Source organism: Mesorhizobium silamurunense (assembly GCF_014843905.1).
GTDB classification, from domain to species: Bacteria; Pseudomonadota; Alphaproteobacteria; order Rhizobiales; family Rhizobiaceae; genus Mesorhizobium; species Mesorhizobium silamurunense.
This window is the reverse complement of record NZ_LPVS01000012.1, coordinates 1-19,961: the sequence shown is the minus strand read 5'-3', so window position 1 is coordinate 19,961 and position 19,961 is coordinate 1. Positions and strand designations below refer to the sequence as shown.

The following is a 19,961-nucleotide window of genomic DNA, read 5'->3' as shown; positions in this document are numbered from 1 at the left end:
AGCTGGCATGGCTCTTGCCCTTGAACTGTAACGTGCGCTCCGGCACAGAGCCGCTTCCAGCGGATCTCACGACCATTGCGCATATGTAGGCCAAAGGACTTTTCTGCAGCGAGGTCAGGGCGACGATGAGTAATCGTCCCGTTTCACCGAGTTCATTGGACCTGAGTTTATGGAGGAGGTCATACAATGAGCAAGGCGATTTCGTTCGGGGCGGAAGTCTTGCCGGTGACGGCGTCATCGACGACCCTTCGCGAGCTCATTCTTTCCAACGACCTGACATTTTTGATGGAAGCGCATGATGGGCTTTCGGCAGCGATTGCTAAGCGCGCCGGCTTTCGCGGGCTCTGGGCCTCTGGTCTTTCCATCGCCTCGGCGCTTGGCTATCGGGACGCCAACGAAGCGAGCTGGACGCAAGTCGTCGACGTCGTCGAGCGCATAGTCGATGCGACGAACATCCCTGTTCTTGTCGACGGTGACAGCGGCTTCGGAAATTTCAACAATGCTCGCTTGGTCGCGCGGAAGCTTGAGCAACGCGGCGCTAGCGGCGTCTGCCTTGAAGACAAGGGGTTCCCGAAAATAAACTCCTTCGTCGGCGATCGGCATCCGCTTGCTGACATTGACGAATTCTGCGGCCGGCTCAAGGCCGTGAAAGACACGACGGGACCGGATTTCGTCGTCGTCGCGCGGATCGAGGCGCTGATCGCCGGTCACGGTCTCGATGAGGCGCTGTCCCGGGCCGACGCTTATGCAGAAGCCGGCGCCGACGCAATTCTCATCCACTCCCGCGAGGCCGTCGCAGACGAAATCCTGACCTTCGCAAAGGAATGGAACAACAAGCTGCCGGTCGTCATCGTCCCCACCAAATACTACAAAACACCGGCTTCGGTCTATCGTAGAGCCGGCATTTCGGCCGTGATCTGGGCCAACCATTCGATGCGGGCGGCGATCGCTGGCATGCGTGACATCTGCGTCCGCATCTGGTCGGAAGAAAGCATCGCCGGGATCGAGGACCAGGTTGCCGGCCTCGACGAGCTGTTCAGCCTGATCGGCTACGACGAACTGGCTCAGGCGGAAGGGCGGTATCTGCCGAAGCAGATCACACAGCCCCAGGCATTGAAAGAACCAACCAAACTTGGTTGTGGAGGGTGCACATGCTTGCACGACGGATGAGCTTGTTCGACTCAAGCGGCACGGCAGCAGCGCGCGCTGCAGCAAACGCGGCCGCTGATGCCGGGATGGAGATTGTTGATCTTACGGCCGGCGAGATCTGGAGCGATCTGGCACCGACGATCCGGGACGGAGCGATCGAGGCGATTCGACAAGGCCTGAACCGCTACACTGACACTATCGGCTTGATGGAGTTGCGCGAGGCGCTGGCACGGAAGGTATCGGTCGAGACGGGGCAGCTCTGGCGGGCCGACGAGCTTGCCGTGACGAACGGCGCTAAGCAGGCTCTTTTCAACGTGGCGATGACGCTGATCAATCCCGGCGACCAGGTCATCATTCCCGCACCCTACTGGACGACATTCCCAGCGCAGGTCCAGATCGCCGGCGGCACCCCAGTCCATATCGACACGCGAGGAAACGGCTACGTTCCACGGATCGACGACATCCAACGCGTCATCACGCCGATGACCCGGGCCATCGTCGTCAACACGCCCGCCAACCCCAGCGGCGCCGTCTACGACGCGGAGACTCTTTCGGGCATCGCCCAGCTGGCGATCGAGCGGGACCTCTGGATCATCTTCGATGAATGTTACGGCCCCTTCACCCATGATGGCCATCGGCATCATCCGGTCGTGTCACTGGCCCCGGAGGTCCGGGCCCGGACGGTGATCGTCAATGCCTTCTCCAAAAGCCTGGCCCTCACCGGCTGGCGCATCGGGTATCTCGCTGCGCCGAAGGAACTGATCTCGGCTGTCAAGGCGCTTCAGTCGCACACGACATCGAACCCTAATGTCGTTGCCCAGCACGCCGTGCTGCACCACCTGCGTGAGGGAGATGGCGCCTTTGAAGCCCGGCTCAAGGGTCAATTGACGGCGGCGCGGCAGGCTGGGCTTACCGCCCTCTCCGAGCTGCAGCGCGTGCCGATACCTGAAGCACAGGGCGGGTTCTATTTCTATCTCGATCTGTCCGGCCTGTTGCGGCCGACGCTCGCCAATGGTCGCGCCAGGACGGCCGACGACATCGTGGCCGCACTGCTCGCGCAGGCCGGCGTGGCCGGCGTGTCAGGCACTGCCTTCGGCGATCCCATGGGGCTCAGGCTCTCCTATGGCATTCCGCCGGAGCAACTCGAGCCGGGCCTTGAGCGTGTGGTCAGCGTCCTTAACGCCTGGAACCGAAGGAATCGTCGCAGCAACCAAAAAAGAGGGGCTTAGACCCATGACTGCAATTGCTCCGAGAAAGGCGGTGATTCTTGCCGCCGGGTTTGGCTCGCGCCTGCGTCCGCTCACCGATCTGAGGCCGAAGCCGCTGGTCGAAGTCAATGGCACGCCGATCCTTCACAACGCCTTGCAGAACCTCGAGGCAGTCGGCGTGCGGGAGGTGACGATCGTCGTCGGCTATCGCAAAGACGCGATCCAATATTCCTGCGGCCGACGCTTCGGTGGGCTCGATATCAATTATGTCGAGTCGACGGTCTTCGACCGCACGGGCAGCGCCTATTCGCTCTGGCTGGCACGCGACGCGTTACTATCGGGAGACTGCTATCTTCTCGAGGGCGACGTCTTCTTTGAGGAGGACGCGCTTCGGCGCTTGACGATAGATGACGCGGCGAATTCAGCCGCAGTAGCGCCTTTCCTTCCGTCGATGGAGGGTTCTGCAGTAATCTTGTCCGAAGGCGGATTTATTTCCGAGGTTCGGCTTAAACAAACAGCTGTGGACCTAGTTTCCGGCGGCCCGGCTCTCTTCAAGACAATGAATCTCATTCGCTTCTCCGACGCCACGCTGCGCACGATAATCGTGCCTGCCCTTGATGATCTCATCGGTTCCGGTGCGATCAAGGCTTACATGGAGGAGCTTCTTGCTCATCTCATCGAAAGCCGCGGCCTCCGGCTTGCGGCTGCCCGCTGCGATGAGCTGCGATGGTACGAGATAGACAGCGAGGCCGATCTAAGAACTGCAGAAAACATATTTTCACCTTATGCGGATCCCCTTTTCCGGCATCAAATCGTGTCGAGATAGGATCGGAGGGCTTCCAATGATCATCTATCTCTCAGACCGCGCGAACCAGATCACGATGCTTGGCCTCCTGGCATCAGGAACCGCGCTCTATTTTGCGCAATCGGGCAAACCGGAGCTTGCCATCGCGGCAGCGCTCTGGGCGGTCTTAGCAGACCATTTCGACGGAGTGGTCGCGAAGCGAACGAAAAACCGGTCGGTAGAGACGGCCAATATGGGGAAGAGTCTGGATGGATTTGCTGACCTCCTGTACGGCGCCGTCATTCCGGCTGCGGTACTAATGCAAATCGGAACAGGCGGTGTCTTACCGTTTGTAACGGGGCTCGCTCTAATACTCGCTGGTGCTTTGCGATTGAGTTATTTCAGCAATTTCGGGATGTCCGCAAAAGGGTATTTCACCGGCGTTCCGCTTTCCTACGACGTTCCGCTTATGGCAGTTCTTCTGCTTATCGCAGCGTGGATTCCTGTCCCACTGTGGAACACTGCTACATGCGGACTCTTCTTGTTGCTTGCGGTTCTGCACGTGCTGCCAATCGCCGTGCCAAGTATGAATCGCACAATGTATGCAGCGGTCACCGTCTTCGCGGTCGTGGCATCAATATTCCTAGCTTATCGCGGCTTTTCGGCGGGGTAGCCAGCCGAAGCCAGTCCGTCTCTCACCTCGCGGTAAAGCAGCTCGCAAATGAATAGTCCGATCAAATGGGGCGATCTAGGCGCTGTCGCCGAACACTATGTTAGCTGCCCTCTTTCTGCGGCGGCAGCTGCAGATGTCGAGGCGGGAAGCTCACCGGCATGTTGGCCCAACGGGGTTTGCATGGTTACGCACCAAGCTAGGGAATGTCGGATCAGCGACCCGCATTCGGACCGGCCGTCGAACGGTTCGAATGGACGGTGGTTCAGCGGAGGAAACCGGACCCCCGGACGCATCTGTGACTGGGTCTGCATGGGAACCGCATCCCATTGGACAGACGGGTTCGAAACAACGTCTACAAATTATTTGGCCAAATCGAGATGGTGCACATCAAACCGGGCGGATTCGGCAAGTGCTTTCGATTGCCATGCCGCATTATGAGGCGATGACGGCACCCACCTACTTGGACATACCACGATGTCCCGAGCCAAATCGGCTCCGAACGCTGGGGCGAGATCTTAAAACCTGTGCTGGATCGCGTAGCTGGGAAAACCAACGTCATCACACTCCACCACACTCATGCATGGACGGGTCGGTCAATCTGGACCGAACCAAAATTGATGAAGGCCTAGATTATGCAACCTACACCTTTGCCTAGCGAGCCCCTTAGTCGTTCACTCGTTCATGATTTTCCCGGCGGATATTGGCGCTATGGTGTCACCGATCATGTTCTGCTGGTAAATCTATACTTTCCGCCCCATGGTTTCTATACCGCGCTTGGCGAGCGGCTTCCCGAGCTCATCAGTTGCTATCCGTCACCGCAGCCACATCTTGCTGAGCAGTTGGGCAGCTTGATTTCCCAAGATCCGCTGAACCTCGCTGTTGGCAATGGCGTTGCGGAACTGATTCATGCGAGCATCCAAGCGCTAAACTGGCGCTTAGCCGTTCCGACACCGACCTTCAATCCATACGAGCAGGTGGTGTCGCCCGAACGGCTGGCGCGGTTTCCTTTACCTGCTCCGGACTTCGAGCTCGATGTCGAGAAGTTCGCCTGGCATGCGATAGCGCATAACGCCGACGCGGTCGTTGTCATTTCGCCGAACAATCCAACCTCTAGGGGAGTTTTGCGGCAGGAGCTTCTCCACCTCACAAAAATACTTTTAGCGCGAAATATTCGAATCATCGTCGATGAATCGTTCGTCGAATTCACCCCAGAGGGTGCTTCCGGAAGTATCGAGGACAGAATCCAAGAATATCCAAACCTGGTGATATTCAAAAGCCTGGGGAAGATATTCGGCGTTTGCGGGCTACGTCTCGGTTACATGCTCGCAAGCGATCAAAAGCTGATATCTGCCGTGCGAAGAAATTTGCCGGCTTGGAATGTAAGTACATTAGGAGAGTTTTTCCTCCACGCTCTGCCGAGCTACCAGCGCGAAGCGGAGGAAAGCTGGACTCAGGTGCGTCGGGATCGCGACCAGCTCTATTCAGAACTCGCGAAGATCCCTGATATGCATGTACTTCGGCCGGATGCAAACTTCGTCTTCTGCCGCCTTCCAGATGATTGGCCAGATGGAGCCGCGCTCGCGGAAAAGCTCCTTGCGCACCATCGAGTCCTGATTCGCCACAGCGGGGCTAAAACGCTCAGCAAGGGAACTCGGTACCTGCGTATTGCTGCGCGGACGTTCGACGAAAACAGGCTTCTTGTAGAGCGCCTTCAGGAGGTCGCCGAAACGTAGTGTCGGTACGAAACGGAGAAAGAAAAATGGCAAACCAATGGAAAATCCAGCGTGTCCCAGGTGTGGCCCCCGGGGAGAAGCACGGGATCGGCTTTTGGTCCGCTGACATGGTTGGTCGCGATCGCCGGCGTCTACAATATCGCCGAGCAAACAGAGCTGGATCGATTGTTGCAGGAACAAGGGACTGGCAAGCAGAATCTCCTTTCCATCTCAATCTATCTCAGCGACCTCAAAGAGAAGCTTTCGACGATATCTGGGTGGAGTGGGTTGGTCTGGACCATGCCCATTGGCCTCAGCGCGCATGCGTCCAAGCCGAGCTGGAACATGGCATACGAGTGGAGGTCGCGTTGGAAAGGCGCATCAAGCATCGGCGCATCACGTTCATGGTCGCCTTTTCTTTCGTCGAAGGCTTGCCTCTGCGCAAACATGCGGTCCTATCATTCCGCCGTTCCGCCCTCGATGTAGGTCGAGGCTCCGACCTGGACACGCCGAAGAACCTGCCTGAAACGGCCAAGCCCCGTATCAAAAGCTTCACTGCGACTTTCGGGAGCGGCCTTCTGTCCTGGCTCCACAACTTCGGTCAGAATCCGGCCGGTCATGCTTTCCGGCTGCGCTATCTCCAAGAGGTGCAGAATGGTCGGTGCGAAATCGCAGATCCCAGATGGGACCACGGAAACGGACCCCTGCCCGGGGAAAGCCGAACCGGCAACAACACCGAGGGCGACCAGTTCCCTAGGATGAAGACCACCATGAACGCCGAGGCCTGCACGGCGGTTGTTTTCGTAGAACGTGCCGCCGACAAGGCCGAATGGATCGACACTGTCATTCGCGCGGAAGCAAAAGGACACGTCCGGCGCGCGGACATGATCGATGAAAATAAGGTGGCTGCCGAGACTGCCGAGGGCGATGCCCTCGATATCATTCTTAGCGCGGGTAAAGACCGGCCCGCACCACGGCTCGCCGGTGATCGTGGCCACGATCCGAGCGATCCGTTCGTCGCTTGGGTCAGCGAGATAGAGCGCGCCGACCTGCCCGGGCACCACCACGACATCGACATCCGGTGCGGGTGCCGTACCGGGTCGGTAGCCCGCATCGCGCAGGCGCTCGACGACCGAAACCTGGGTATGACCCGTGATGTGTCCGTGGTCGGAGATCGCGATGATCTGTACGCCTTCAGCACGTCCCTCCGCTTCCCACCAGTCGAGCACCCGGCCAAACTGGCGGTCGCAATGCGCGATGATGGCCCGAGTCGCCTCAGCGCCTGTGCCGTGGAAGTGCGAGCTGAGGTCTGGCTCGCCATAGGAGAGGACCGTGACGTCCGGCCGGTATTTCGGCCAAATGACATCGAGAAATGCTGAAGTGATCCAGTCTTGGCCGGCCTTGTCAGGCTTAGTGCTGGGCGGTTTCGGCGGCAACGGCCCGACAAGCTCTTCGGCTTCAGTCAGCAGATCGTCCGGCGTGCAGGCCTCGCGGAAATGCCCCGAGAGCCGAACATGCCCGAAATCCTCCGCCTTGTGGTGGAAAAAGCGCGTCGTGCCGGGCGAGTTGGTGGCCAAGACGGCAAGACTCCGACCGGCCGAAGCGAGGATTTCCCCCAGTGTCTGTGTGGACATCAGCCGCCCACCGCTTTCCAGGTCAAGCTTGCGCAGGAGAACCGCGTCTTCTGTGTCGATGTAGCGGGACGGAGTGATTGAACGGTCGACATATATGTTCCCAACCATGCCGTGCCGGCTCGTGGTCGAACCGGTCACCAAGCTGGGAAAGGCCGAGCGGGTTTCGCTTGGATAGACCGTGCGATGGTTCGACAGAGTGATGCCCTGGGCCTGTAGACGGCAGAGGTTCGGCGTCAGGTTGGGTGCGACTAGGTCAGGGCGCAGGCCGTCGAAACTGACGATGAGGAAGCGCATACCGTGTATCTCGCAGTTCACGTTGACAAGGACGCCATTTCGCTAGCAGTCGCATATCGCGAGGTCACGCGACAAAGACCAGGATGGTTCGGAAGAGTCGGCGCCGATAATGAATTGATTTTCCAGCATGAACGCTCCGAGACCGCAGACATACCAGGGCCACTCACATGGGAGCACTCAATTTCCGTCGTTTCGTTCGAGCAACCGATTGCCCCACGCTCCAATAACAATCGTTTCATTTGTGAAACCTTGCATCTGTTTGATCATCTTGTCCCTGATGAGTCGGCAGCTTCGCTGCGTTCCCACGTTACTGCAGTCCCTTGTCCAACCGGTCGCGCAGCCAGTCGCCCAACAAGCTGATGGAGAGCGTCGTGGTAACGATCAACGTAGCTGGCGCAAACATGATCCATGGCGCACGTGTCATATACTCCCGGCCATAGCCGAGCATGTTTCCGAGGCTCGTCATCGGGGGCTGAACACCAAGGCCCAGAAACGACAGGCTGCTTTCCATGAGGATGATCTCCGGGAAGGTCAGCGTCATGGAAACAATGAGCGTCGACGCGATATTCGGGAGGATGTGTCGCAGATATATCCGCCTTGGGCTCGCTCCCAATTGACGAACGGCGCCGGCGTAGCCTTGCGCACTGGCGGAGATCGCAAGCCCGCGTGCGATACGGGCATAGCGCTCCCAGCCGTAAAGCCCCATCAGCCCGATGAACAACGACAAAGCGTTTCCGAAAAACGCAAGTACCGATAGCGATAGGACGAGGAACGGCATGGCTGCCTGGAAGTCAGCGAGCATCAGGATGAACTGCTCGACGCGCCCACGAAAGTGGGCCGCCGCAAAGCCCATGGTCGTGCCAAAGCAAGCCGAAATCAGCGTTGCGCCCAGAGCAACCAGAACCGAGATACGAACGGACACGATCAATCGCGACAGAATATCGCGTCCCAGTTCGTCCGTTCCGAGCAGATGTTGCGGGTGGAATGGCGAGGCCAGCCGGTTTGGCAGATCAAGCGCGGTGTATTGGTACGGGGCGATCTGGTACGCGAGCAGCGCTACAACGACGATAAAAGCAATCCAGAGGGCGCTGACGGAAACGGAGATTGGGATACGGCGGTGCTTGGTGTTCTCTCGCTCGCCAGCCGCCGTTTCGGTCACTTTTTCCATCATGTTCATGTCTCAGCGCCCCCGGTCGAGAGACGCGGATCGAGGAAACCGTAGAGGAAGTCGACGATGAGATTTGAAAGCACCATTGCGACGGCCACCAGCAGCAGAATGCATTGTACGACCGCCAGATCCCGCGCCGTCACCGACACGACCAGCAGATTGCCGACACCCGGCCAGGAGAACACGCTCTCGACCACAACCGAACCAGCGATCAGATTGCCAACCATGAAGCCGACAATGGTAACGGTAGGAATTGCGGCATTCGGCAGGGCGTGACCCCGCACAACTGCGGCCCAGGGGATTCCCTTGGCACTCGCAGTGCGAATGTACGGCTGCCCCAGCACCTCCAGCATCGCACTGCGAACGAAGCGGGCGAGCACCGCGGCACCGCCAACGCCGAGAGTAATGATCGGCAGGATGAGATGCTGTAGACTGCCCGTGCCGCCGGTCGGTAGCCAGGCAAACCAGATTGCCAGGACTTGAACCAATACCAGGCCGAGGACAAAGCTTGGCACCGTATAGCCTGCAACGGCCGTGACCATGACGGCGCGGTCAATGGCGCTGTCCCGATGCAAAGCGGCATAGATACCGGCTGGAATACCGATCGCCAGTTTCATCAGAAGCGCAGGCAGGGTCAGCATGAGCGTTGCCGGGATACGTCCCAGGACAAGGTCAAGCGCCGGCCCACCGCCACGCATCGAGCGGCCGAGTTCGCCCTGAAAAATTGCTGCGAAGTAGTGGAGGTATTGCATCCAGAGAGGCTGATCGAGACCCCACTCCCGGCGAAAGGCAGCCATGGCCTCGGGCGAGGCGTCGTCCCCCATGATGCTGCGCGCTGGATCTCCGGAAAGCCTGAGCACGAGGAAGGCAAATGTCACCACCAGCGCGATTGTCAGAACAGCACGGAGGATACGGATAGCAGCGAACCGAAGCATCAGATTCCAACCTCCTTGGTCGGTTGGGCGGCATCGACGGCATGACAGGCGACGGAGCGTCCGTCCGGCAGAGTTGAGAATGTGGGGGAGACGCTCATGCACTCCGGCCGCACGACGGGACAGCGAGGGTGGAACGCGCAGCCCGTCGGACGGTCTGCGGGATTGGGTGGTTCGCCTTTGAGGATGATGCGCTCGCGTGTGCGCCGGCCGGCAACAGGGACTGCCGAGACCAAGGCTCTGGTGTAGGGGTGGGTGGGGTTCGAGAGCAGAAGATTTGTCTCGCCATATTCGACGATACGGCCGAGATACATCACAGCCATACGCTGACTGACCTGGCGAACCACTTTCAAATCGTGACTGATAAAGAGAAGACTGAGACGTAGGTCCTTTTGGAGGTCCATGAGCAGGTTCACCACCTGGGCCTGGATCGATACATCCAGAGCCGAGACCGGTTCGTCGCAGACCAGCAACGCCGGTTGCATGATCAGCGCCCGGGCAAGAACAGCACGCTGACGCTGCCCACCCGACAGCTGATGCGGCAGGCTTGAGGCATGACTGGCATTCAAGCCGACCGCGTCAAGCATGGCCAGCGCCTTAATGTTCCGCTCGGACGCAGAAGCGATGTCATGAACGTCGAGTGGTTCGCGGACCTGATCGAGGATGGACAAACGGCGGTCCAGCGCTGCGAGCGGATCCTGGTAGATCATTTGCATTTGCGTGCGCATACGGCGCCACGCTGGTGTGTCGACCGGCGGCAGTTCAGACCCGCGGAAGAGCACATGTCCGCCGTTCGGCCGTTCAAGCCCGAGCGCTATCCGTCCTGTCGTTGATTTTCCCGAACCGGATTCGCCGACGAGCGCCAGCGTCTGGCCCTGTTGCAGCGACAGCGACACTTCATCAACGGCATGGACAGGCATCTTTCTTGCGAAGAGGCCCTGCCGCGTCGAATAGCTTCGGGAAATGCCGTGGAGTTCAAGAATATTTGCAGTCATGCCGGCACTTTTGTGCTGAGCTTTAAGGGCTGCTGGGCCTCCTTGGCGGGCCCTGCTATACAGGCGGAGAAGCGGCCGGCTTCGGTTTGCGCGAGTGGCGGAATGGCTACTTCACAAACCGCCATACGTTGCGGACAACGGGGCGCAAACGGGCACCCCGGAGGCATGTTCGCCGGCTCCGGCACCTGCCCCTCGATGGGAATGAGCCGTTGCAACGCGCCTTCGAAAGGCGGCAAGGCCGCAAGAAGCCCCTGCGTATAGGGGTGCCGCGGGTTTGCAAAGATCGAGTCTGACGGCGCCGTCTCGACGACGCGGCCGCCATACATGACCATGATGCGCTCGCAGGTTTCGGAAACGACGCCGAGATCGTGGCTGATGAGGACAAGGGCCATGCCCGTCTCGCGACGAATGGTTGTCAGGAGATCCAGTATCTGAGCCTGGATCGTGGCGTCGAGCGCGGTTGTCGGCTCGTCGGCAACCAGGACGTCCGGTTTTCCGGCGAGCGCCATGGCGATCATGACCCGCTGGTTCTGGCCGCCGGACAGCTCATGGGGATAGGCATCGAACCGGCGTGCTGCGTCCGGCAGGCCCACGAGGTCAAAAAGACGTTTCGTTTGCGCTCGAATGCTTGATCCCGACACCCCCTGATGTCGCGCGAGAACTTCGCCAACCTGTCTCCCAATCCGGATGACAGGATTGAGTGCGCTGGACGGATCCTGGAAGATCATCGCCACGCGCCCGCCCCTGATCCGATCGAGCCGCGTGGCTGCTGCTCCACGCAGTTCTTCCCCGTCCAGCCGAATGCTTCCCGACACGGTAGCCGTGCGAGGCAGAAGCCCGAGCGCGGCAAGCCAGGTGACGGACTTGCCGCTACCTGACTCGCCCACAATACCGAGTGACGCGCCCCGTGCGACCGTGAGGTCGATCCCCCGAATTACCTGGACGCCGCTGAAGTCGACGGTGAGGCCTTCGATCATGAGCAACGGTTGCGACGACCAAGCCGCCGGCAAAGCGGATGCTGGTGCGGTGCCAGCGGGATTTGCCATCGCCGTCCCTCCTCGCGTGGTCATCAGTTTTGCGTATAGGCGGCGTTAGAAGGACCGAAGTTCAGGTCGAGTGTCTGCCCCGGGACCCACGCTATATCCTTGCGCTTGCCATAGAACTGACCGGAGCCGTGCAGGATCACGCAAGGCGGATCTTCCCGGTCGACGATCTCGAGCATCCGGCGGATGATCGACCGGCGCGCCTGTGGATCGGCGGTTTCCTTGAGCTTTTCGCCAAGTGCGAAATATTCTTCGTTGCTCCAGATACCCTCTTTGACGTTCTCCCCAGATGATCCGAAGACGCGCCAAGCGTGGCCGAGCGGGTCCGGGAAGGTAGCGGTGTTTGAACTGTCGAAGATTGCGTTGATCGGCTTGCTCTCGATCTGGGCAAAGTTCTCCATCATCTGGATTTCGATATTGATGCCGACCGCTCGCCACATTTCGGTCATGATCTGCGCGCCGGCAACCTGGTTGGGATAATAGTTGTTGAGCAGTCGGTAGGTGATTGTTTCACCCTTGTAGCCGCTTTCTGCGAGGAGCTTCCGCGCCAAGTCGGGGTCGTATGCGAGACCCGGGAAGTCCTCGATATACGCATCGCCGAAGCTGGGGAGTTGGTAGCCGTTGGGAATGAGCAGCCTGTCCTGCCAGAGCGCCTGGACGATAGCCTCTCGGTCGATCGCGAGGCTGAGGGCGCGGCGCACACCTACTTTGCCGAGGATCGGACCGGTCGTATCGATATTCAGTGCACGGATATTCTGAACGGGGCCGCCGGAGACTTCGAGTTTGGGGTGCTTCTCGATTTCCGAGAACATGTCTGGAGAGAGATCCGTGATGAAGTCCACTTCGCCTGCGATGAGCGCGTTCACCCGTGAAGCCAGTTCCGGGATGATCCTGAAACGAATCCCTTCTAAGGGCGGCAGCCCACCCCAGTAGGCATCGTGCGCAGCCAGAACGACGTCGACATCAAGAGATTGGCTGACGATCCGATACGGGCCTGTTCCGACCGGCGCTGCCGTCCAGGCGTCCCAGGAACCCGCAGTTTCGAAAGCGCGTTTGCTGACGATCTCGGCGCCCCACGACGCCAGCCGCTTCTCAAGCAATGCATCGTCGCCCTTGGCATGAACGATAACGGTGTGGCTGTCGACGATCTCGACCTTGTCGATCGTGTCCAAGGTCTGCATGGCAGTGGATTTGCCTGCCATGTCGGGGCCAAGCAGGTGCTCGGGACTCAAAGTGAAGGCGACATCCTCAGCGGTGAACTCACCGTCATCATGGAACTTCACACCCTTGCGCAAGAAAAGACGAACTGACTTGGCGTTCACCCGTTCCCAACGCTCCGCAAGGGCCGGACGTAACGTCATAGCGGACGTCTGGTCGAAGGCGAGCAATGTGTCGAACATCTGCGGCGCTACGCGCCGCGTCGCGGTGTGAGCGTACAAAACAGGCTCGACGGCGGGCGGGAAGCCGGACATGCCGATTCTAAGTGTCCGGCGAGCGGCGCCCTGGCCCTTCGCTGAAGGTACTCCAGTCATTGCCAGAAGACTGCTTGCCGCCCCGGCTACCAATAGATTACGTCGCGTTATCGAAATCATGTGCGTACCTGGCTCCTGTGTAGCTGCGCAAAGCAACGATGTCGCTTCGGGCTGTGGGATCTCTTTGTTTACGGCCTTCGGCACTTCTCGGTGCCCGGCGAGAACGAGCGGGATTACTCAACTGATGTGCTACAACAGCATGACAATCATCGAATAATGCGATAACAAACACGCTCTTTTGGATGAATCCAGGAAGGCGGCTAAAACCGGCCATGTCAGACGGTAAAGATCTTTCGCTCAATGCTGTTCGGGCTTTCGTGCAGGTCGCACGCGACAACAGCGTCACCCGGGCTTCGAAAACCCTTGGCATCACCCAGAGCTCGGTGAGCCGCCACCTCGCGGTATTGGAAGAGTATTTCGGCGCCAAGCTGCTCGAACGGCACGGACGCCAGAGTCAGTTGACGGATTTCGGGCGGCTATTCGCCGATGCCGTTGGCGAGCCGCTCGACACGATTTTCTTTACGGCAAAGCGGATGCGCCGCGGTGACGGGAAAGATGCCAACCGGCTCGTCGTGAGGACGTCGCTCTCGACGTTCGCCTATACGCTGCTGATTCCCAATTTGAGCGACTTCTCGAAGGAAATGGGCGGCGTCACGGTCGACGTCATCAGCACCCTGTCGGCCCCCGCCTCAACCGACAGCTTCGACGTGCTTCTGACCCGAGACCTGACGCTGAGCGAACCGGGAGATCGATGGGATTTCTACGACGAACAACTCGTCTGCGTCGGGGCGCCCGACTGTGTCGCCGGCCGCGGGCTCGAAGCGCTGCGCACCACACCGGTGATTGCCGTCACGTCGCGGCCGGACATCCTGCCGACCTGGCTTCGCGGTATGGACCTGAAGACGTCGGACATCATCTCCGGGGCACGCTACGACCACCACTACCTGGCCCTGTCGGCGGTAACGACCGGTCAGACCTTGCTGGTGACACCCAATATCATCGTCGCGGATCTGATCAGGCAGGGCCTCCTGGACGTGCTGCCCAGCTCGCGCGCGCCGAGCGGCATGCAGTACCGGGCCTATGCGGTCGATCGCAGCGGCAATCCGGATCTCGCCCGCGCCTTCTGCCGCTGGCTCATTAGGCTCTGCCGGAAAAAGACCGAGGAGGAGAACACCGGAAAATAATTTTTGACCGCAATGATGCATCGCAAAACGCGATCCTTTTGGCCGCTTTCCGCGATGCCAAAACTGGCGAGCCAAGGGCGCCTCATCTAGCTCTGGGCATTAACTCCCCTGCTTTGAGGAAAGTCCATTGCCGCTACTCGCCAAAAGACTGCAGGCCGTCCGCCCCTCCCAGACAAAAGCCATGACCGCCAAGGCGAGCGCCTTGCGCGAACAAGGCGTCGATATCATCACGCTGAGCCAGGGCGAACCGGACTTCGACACGCCAGAATCCGTTCAGCAGGCCGGCATCGCCGCCATCCTCGATGGCAAGACGCGCTATACGCCGGTCGCCGGGGTCAAGCTGCTGCGCGAGGCGATCAGGGAGAAGCTCTCGCGCGACAACGGGCTTGATTATGACATCGACCAGATAACCGTCGGCTGTGGCGCCAAGCAGATCGTCTTCAACGGCCTCTTCGCCACCCTCGATGCCGGAGACGAGGTCATCGTTCCCACGCCCTGCTGGGTGTCTTATCCGGACATGGTGCGGCTCGCCGGCGGCCAACCGGTGCTCGTCGCCTGCCACGAGCGGTCGGGTTTCAAGCTGAAGCCTGAACACCTGGAAGCGGCTATCACGCCGCGCACCAAATGGCTGATGCTGAATTCGCCGAACAATCCCACCGGCGCGGTCTATTCCAAGGCCGATCTGGCCGCTCTGGCCGACGTCCTGCGCCGACACAGCCATGTCCACGTCCTTTCCGACGATATCTATGAAAAGCTCGTCTATGACGTGCCTTTCGCAACGATGGCTGGGGCCGCGCCGGACCTCGTTGAAAGGGTGCTGACGGTCAACGGCGTTTCCAAGTCCAGCGCCATGACGGGCTGGCGCCTTGGCTACGGGGCCGGTCCGAAAGACCTCATCAAGGCGATGAACACGATCGAGGGCCAAACGTCGTCGCACACCAGTTCGATCTCGCAATATGCGGCGATCGAGGCCATTGCCGGCAACCAGGACCACATCGTCGATTTCGTATCCGCTTTCCGCAAGCGCCGCGATCTCGTCGTCGAGCAGATTAATCAAGCCGAGGGCCTGAAGTGTCGCGTGCCGGACGGCGCCTTCTATGTCTTCGTTTCCTGCGCCGGTGTTATCGGCAAAGTGACCGGCAAGGGCAAGGTGATCAAAAACGACATGGATTTCGCCATGCATCTGCTGGAAGAGTTCGGCGTGGCGGTCGTGCCCGGCAGCGGCTTCATGGCCTCACCCTATTTCCGCATTTCCTATGCCGCCTCAGAGGACGAGTTGAAGCGCGCCTGCGGCCGCATTCTCGCCGCCTGCACCGCCCTGTCCGAAAGCGAGAAGACGTATGAGCAAAGCGAAGCAACTGCGTGACCGCATGGCCGAACGCGGCCTCGTCCACATCATGGCGGCCCATAGCCCGCTTTCGGCCGTCTTGGCCGAGGAAGCCGGTTTCGACGGGATTTGGGCCTCAGGCTTCGAGCTCTCCGCCCTCTACGGTCTGCCGGACATGAGCCTCATTTCGATGACGCAGCACCTCGACATGCTGCGGGCGATCGCCGGCCGGTCGTCGCTGCCGATCGTCGCCGATATCGACACCGGCTATGGCAATGCGATCAACGTTATCCATGCCATCTCCGAATATGAACGCGCCGGCGCCTCGGCGGTTGTCATCGAGGACAAGACTTTCCCGAAGGTCACCAGCCTCGCCGCCGGCGACCGCCAGGAACTACTTCGGGTCGAGGAGTTTCAGGGCAAGATCGAGGCGGCCATCAGCACCCGCACCGACCCTAACTTCCTCGTCATCGCCCGGACAGAAGCGCTGATCGCCGGTCTCGGCGAAGAGGAGGCGCTGAAGCGCGCCAGGGCCTATGTCCAGGCCGGGGCCGACATGATCCTGATCCATTCGAAGAAAAAGGATCCGTCCGAGATCAAAAGCTTCGCGCGGGCCTGGGATGGCCATGTGCCGCTCACCATAGTGCCGAATGCCTATCCGGATCTCGACGCAACCCGAATAAATGCGCTCGGCAATATCCGCATGGTGATCTACGGCAACTACGGCATCCGCGCCGCCACGACCGCCATGCAGGATGCCTTTCGCCGCATCGTCGCCGAGGGTGGCGTGCAGAACGTCCATAAGGACATCGTCTCGGTTGAAGAAATCTTTCGGCTTCAGGGCATGGAGAGGACCGAGGCGGACGAGAAACGTTTCCTGTGGTAGGCCGACTTTTGGAAGGGGGAAGCGCGGATGATACGGCGGTGGTCGAAAATTGTTGCGGCTGGGCGGCCCGGTAAGGCGGTCTAGGGGTTCGGCTTCAGGGGAGAGTTTTATTGTCGTAAAGGAGGTGCTCGAGGCCGAAAAGGAGGAGGCGCTGGGAGGCCCGGGCGCCTACGATTACGCTGAAGACCTTCGAATTCGCAAAGAGAAGGAGCACCTCGAGAAGGATCGCAACGATCCGGCGTCTCAACGCAGCTCGCTGATAGGCCTGCTCAGCGCGCACACCACCATCGCTCATATCGAGGATGGCCCACCGAGGATCACTACACCACAGTCGAGCTTCGCGACATCCAGCCTGAGCACATAGCGCTCATGTCCGACCGACGGAGTTTGCGCGAATACCTGCTCCAGAATCTTCCGATCGCTTTCTCACCCTCCTTTCTTACGGCGCCGTCATTGATGCCCGGCTGCGCGAGATAGTGCCTGGCTACAATCCGATTATCGTCAAGCTCCAGCTGGACGGTCAGCCCGAGGAGACCATTCAAAAGTAGACCCCGACGCACTGCTCGAGTCAGCGTGCAGATCTTTGCCTAATGGCCCGACGTGGTGGGCTGCCGAACTGTGGCTCCCCCGTTCGAAAACCGCACCAGAGGACGACAACCAGCTACAAGCAACGCGGTCGTTAGCACATAATCCAAGGAGGAACCGATATGGAAATCATGAAATTGTCTGAGCAACTGATCGAGAAATCTCCTGAAACACTCAAATGGCTGCTTCTTATTGCGGTTATTGCCCATTTATCAATAACAGTGCAGGGTGCGATAAAAGGGGCCGCGTTTGTTTTGACCGATCCGAGGGTTCATGAAGCCGGCCGGATCGTCAAGAATGGAGTTCGAATCATTTTCGCTGAAATAAAGAGAGAGACAGTTTCCAAGTTTTACGACTCGCGCAGACCACCATCAGGAATTCAAAGTATTGTATCGACATTTTGGTTGTTTGTCGTTTTATTCATCTTAATAATTATGTCTATTTACTTTATCCCCTTTGCGGCGTCTCTCGGGGTTCTAATGGCATTGAAGCCCGACATTCCGTTTTCTGCCATGAGTACCGGTCTTGTGATCGTGCCGTTTTTGGGCTGGCAAGGCCTGGCCTTGTGGGTTCACGGCGCCGATGAAATTCGCGGATGGCTTCGGTCCAGGAACGGAAGGGACAAACCTAATTTGTGAAATCGGAGAAATGAGAAAAGAGATTGCGGGACGAGAGGCGGCCGTGGGGAAGGGTCCAGAAGGGCAGAAGATGATAGTGACATCGAGAGGATGAGCCACCCTCCCAGCCCGACGAGGCTCAAGGAGCCAGGACCTGCATCTCGGCAAAGCGAATTTGCCGGTGACCGCGTCGCTCACAGTTTGGTCGGGTGCACCGTTCCGCGCGCGACCAGCGACGTCTCGATCTTGATCTCTGCGCCGCCCTGCCAAGCCAGACGTGTCGTTGTTGCCGCCGCCAGCAATCTGCTGGACGGCGACGGTCATCCCTCACGCCGAGTCCGCCGCGCGATTGGGGACGCCCCCCCAAGCGTTGCTCAGTGACCGTGGACGCTATCCGGTTATCGCCGCCAACAGAAAACGAACCTTGTCATTCTGCGGAATATTGGCATCGAGGAGAACAGTTCTTGCTCCAGCTCCTTGCGGATGGAAGCGGTAAATGACCGTGCATCTGGTGTCAGGCTCAGGTCAGAATAATACGCGCCGCACGGCGCAGTACTGCAAGCTCAAGAATTGGCGTCGCATCGCAACACGATACGATCGCCATGCACAGAACTACCTCTCAGCCCTTGCCCTCGCTAGCAAAAAAGACCGGCACAATCTGGAGGGATTGGGTGCCGGGTTTTTAAGGTCACATTTCGATTGGGCCAGCGACGCTTCTTGGCTATGCCCCGCATGATTAACGAGCGACTAACTGCGGGCATATTCCTCAGCTTCTATTCGGCGACAAGGCGTCCAGATGGTCGTCTTGGTGACCGAGAATAACCGATACGTCCCGATAGTGTGCCGGTGTCATTCTCGGGTGCCTTGTTGCGTTCATGGATGATTTGATTTCGCCGTTTTCGGTGTCGGTCAAGACTGGCTACACGGCAGGCGCCGCTGGCGGAGATGTTTTGAGCCGGTGGGGACGAGCGACTGGCAGCAGAGATGCAGAAAGAGCTTTCTCCTCACGTTAAAGGGGCCGGTGCTTCAGCGCCGATTCCAAAATCTTTTGCTCTTCGCCCCTCCCCTCTTCCGTCTTGACTAGTACCAACCGAGGGCCTATTTCACCGGCACGTTAGCACTCGCCATTGGCGAGTGCTAACCAAGGGTCCGGCGCTGCCGGGCTTGGTTTGTCCGGCTTCGCCGGACGGAGGAACAGTTCTCACCGTTCTCATTCGAGGAAGAAAAAATGGCAAAGTCGAAGTTCCGCCCGCTTCATGACCGCGTGGTCGTTCGCCGGGTTGAATCCGAATCCAAGACCGCCGGCGGGATCATCATCCCGGATACGGCGAAGGAAAAGCCGCAGGAAGGCGAGATCATCGCCGTCGGTTCCGGCGCCCGCGACGAAGCCGGCAAGCTCGTCCCCCTGGACGTCAAGGCTGGCGACCGCATCCTGTTCGGCAAGTGGTCGGGCACCGAAGTCAAGCTCAATGGCGAAGACCTTCTGATCATGAAGGAATCCGACATCATGGGCATCATCGGCTGAATATCGGCCTCACCGTCATCTAAATCTGCGGGCTCGATCAAAGCCCCTGCCAGGAGCTAAACATGGCTGCCAAAGAAGTAAAATTCTCCCGCGACGCCCGTGAGCGCATGCTGCGCGGCGTCAACATCCTCGCCGACGCGGTGAAGGTCACGCTCGGGCCCAAGGGCCGCAACGTCGTCATCGACAAGTCGTTCGGCGCCCCGCGCATCACCAAGGACGGCGTCACCGTCGCCAAGGAAATCGAGCTTGAGGACAAGTTCGAGAACATGGGCGCGCAGATGGTCCGCGAAGTTGCTTCGAAGACCAACGACATCGCCGGCGACGGCACCACGACCGCGACCGTTCTCGCGCAGTCGATCGTCCAGGAAGGCCACAAGGCGGTTGCCGCCGGCATGAACCCGATGGACCTGAAGCGCGGCATCGACCTCGCCGTCACCGAAGTCGTCGTGGCGCTCGGCAAGGCCGCCAAGAAGATCAAGACCTCCGAGGAAGTCGCCCAGGTCGGCACGATCTCGGCCAATGGCGATGAGTCGGTCGGCGCCATGATCGCCGAAGCGATGCAGAAGGTCGGCAACGAGGGCGTCATCACCGTCGAGGAAGCCAAGACCGCCGAGACCGAACTCGAAGTCGTCGAAGGCATGCAGTTCGACCGCGGCTACCTGTCGCCCTACTTCGTCACCAACGCCGACAAGATGGTTGCCGAGCTCGAGGAC

The 19,961-nt window shown here is 59.5% G+C and carries 18 protein-coding genes and 1 pseudogene; 13 read left to right on the top strand and 6 right to left on the bottom strand.

Annotation, left to right across the window (positions count from 1 at the left end):
- Nucleotides 1-186 precede the first annotated feature (186 nt).
- From aepX to AU465_RS02915, 5 genes are all read left to right on the top strand, one after another.
- Entirely contained in the window at nt 187-1,170 is a 984-nt protein-coding gene (gene aepX, locus AU465_RS02935) for a phosphoenolpyruvate mutase (protein WP_246505821.1), read from the top strand.
- Complete coding sequence (locus AU465_RS02930; protein WP_192243872.1) at nt 1,152-2,378, top strand: aminotransferase class I/II-fold pyridoxal phosphate-dependent enzyme; 1,227 nt, start codon at nt 1,152-1,154, stop codon at nt 2,376-2,378. The genes aepX and AU465_RS02930 overlap by 19 nt, the downstream gene beginning before the upstream one ends.
- Before the next feature lie 4 nt (nt 2,379-2,382).
- Nucleotides 2,383-3,183: a phosphocholine cytidylyltransferase family protein gene (locus AU465_RS02925; protein ID WP_192243870.1), complete on the top strand. Its 801-nt coding sequence runs from the start codon at nt 2,383-2,385 to the stop codon at nt 3,181-3,183.
- A 16-nt stretch (nt 3,184-3,199) separates the two neighbouring features.
- Entirely contained in the window at nt 3,200-3,814 is a 615-nt protein-coding gene (locus tag AU465_RS02920) for a CDP-alcohol phosphatidyltransferase family protein (protein ID WP_192243868.1), read from the top strand.
- Between the two features lie 632 nt (nt 3,815-4,446).
- Nucleotides 4,447-5,547, top strand: coding sequence for a pyridoxal phosphate-dependent aminotransferase (locus AU465_RS02915; RefSeq protein WP_192178502.1), 1,101 nt, complete (start codon nt 4,447-4,449; stop codon nt 5,545-5,547).
- A gap of 437 nt (nt 5,548-5,984) precedes the next feature.
- Here the strand turns inward: AU465_RS02915 and AU465_RS02910 are convergent, their stop codons facing one another.
- The 6 genes from AU465_RS02910 to AU465_RS02885 all read right to left on the bottom strand — a co-directional run bounded on the left by AU465_RS02910 (nt 5,985) and on the right by AU465_RS02885 (nt 13,064).
- A complete protein-coding gene (locus AU465_RS02910; RefSeq protein ID WP_192243866.1) occupies nt 5,985-7,454 on the bottom strand; it encodes an alkaline phosphatase family protein in 1,470 nt (489 codons plus the stop codon).
- Nucleotides 7,455-7,761: 307 nt separating this feature from the next.
- Nucleotides 7,762-8,625: an ABC transporter permease gene (locus AU465_RS02905; protein ID WP_192243952.1), complete on the bottom strand. Its 864-nt coding sequence runs from the start codon at nt 8,623-8,625 to the stop codon at nt 7,762-7,764.
- A gap of 2 nt (nt 8,626-8,627) precedes the next feature.
- Nucleotides 8,628-9,557 carry an ABC transporter permease gene (locus tag AU465_RS02900; protein ID WP_192178489.1) on the bottom strand — a complete coding sequence of 310 codons (930 nt, stop codon included), beginning with the start codon at nt 9,555-9,557 and terminating at the stop codon, nt 8,628-8,630.
- Nucleotides 9,557-10,549 (bottom strand): ABC transporter ATP-binding protein, encoded by a 993-nt coding sequence (locus AU465_RS02895; RefSeq protein ID WP_192178487.1) that lies wholly within the window; start codon nt 10,547-10,549, stop codon nt 9,557-9,559. Before AU465_RS02895 ends, AU465_RS02900 begins: the two co-directional genes overlap by 1 nt.
- Entirely contained in the window at nt 10,546-11,595 is a 1,050-nt protein-coding gene (locus tag AU465_RS02890; RefSeq protein ID WP_192243864.1) for an ABC transporter ATP-binding protein, read from the bottom strand. Before AU465_RS02890 ends, AU465_RS02895 begins: the two co-directional genes overlap by 4 nt.
- 23 nt (nt 11,596-11,618) lie before the next feature.
- Nucleotides 11,619-13,064, bottom strand: coding sequence for an ABC transporter substrate-binding protein (locus tag AU465_RS02885; protein WP_246505820.1), 1,446 nt, complete (start codon nt 13,062-13,064; stop codon nt 11,619-11,621).
- Between the two features lie 332 nt (nt 13,065-13,396).
- Between AU465_RS02885 and AU465_RS02880 the strand changes: the two genes are divergently transcribed.
- The 8 genes and pseudogenes from AU465_RS02880 to groEL form a co-directional block, all read left to right on the top strand.
- Nucleotides 13,397-14,308 (top strand): LysR family transcriptional regulator, encoded by a 912-nt coding sequence (locus tag AU465_RS02880; protein WP_192178481.1) that lies wholly within the window; start codon nt 13,397-13,399, stop codon nt 14,306-14,308.
- A 181-nt stretch (nt 14,309-14,489) separates the two neighbouring features.
- A complete protein-coding gene (locus tag AU465_RS02875) occupies nt 14,490-15,674 on the top strand; it encodes a pyridoxal phosphate-dependent aminotransferase (RefSeq protein WP_192243862.1) in 1,185 nt (394 codons plus the stop codon).
- Nucleotides 15,649-16,521, top strand: coding sequence for an isocitrate lyase/phosphoenolpyruvate mutase family protein (locus AU465_RS02870; protein WP_192243860.1), 873 nt, complete (start codon nt 15,649-15,651; stop codon nt 16,519-16,521). Before AU465_RS02875 ends, AU465_RS02870 begins: the two co-directional genes overlap by 26 nt.
- Nucleotides 16,522-16,645: 124 nt before the next feature.
- Nucleotides 16,646-16,885, top strand: coding sequence for a hypothetical protein (locus AU465_RS02865; protein ID WP_192243858.1), 240 nt, complete (start codon nt 16,646-16,648; stop codon nt 16,883-16,885).
- Nucleotides 16,886-17,228: 343 nt separating this feature from the next.
- Nucleotides 17,229-17,744: a hypothetical protein gene (locus AU465_RS02860; protein WP_192243856.1), complete on the top strand. Its 516-nt coding sequence runs from the start codon at nt 17,229-17,231 to the stop codon at nt 17,742-17,744.
- A 517-nt stretch (nt 17,745-18,261) separates the two neighbouring features.
- Nucleotides 18,262-18,363, top strand: a pseudogene (locus AU465_RS02855) (IS5/IS1182 family transposase); the annotation flags it as partial.
- Between the two features lie 588 nt (nt 18,364-18,951).
- Entirely contained in the window at nt 18,952-19,248 is a 297-nt protein-coding gene (gene groES, locus AU465_RS02850) for a co-chaperone GroES (protein WP_006203049.1), read from the top strand.
- Nucleotides 19,249-19,310: 62 nt separating this feature from the next.
- The coding region (gene groEL, locus AU465_RS02845; RefSeq protein WP_192243854.1) for a chaperonin GroEL at nt 19,311-19,961 on the top strand (651 nt) is incomplete at its 3' end.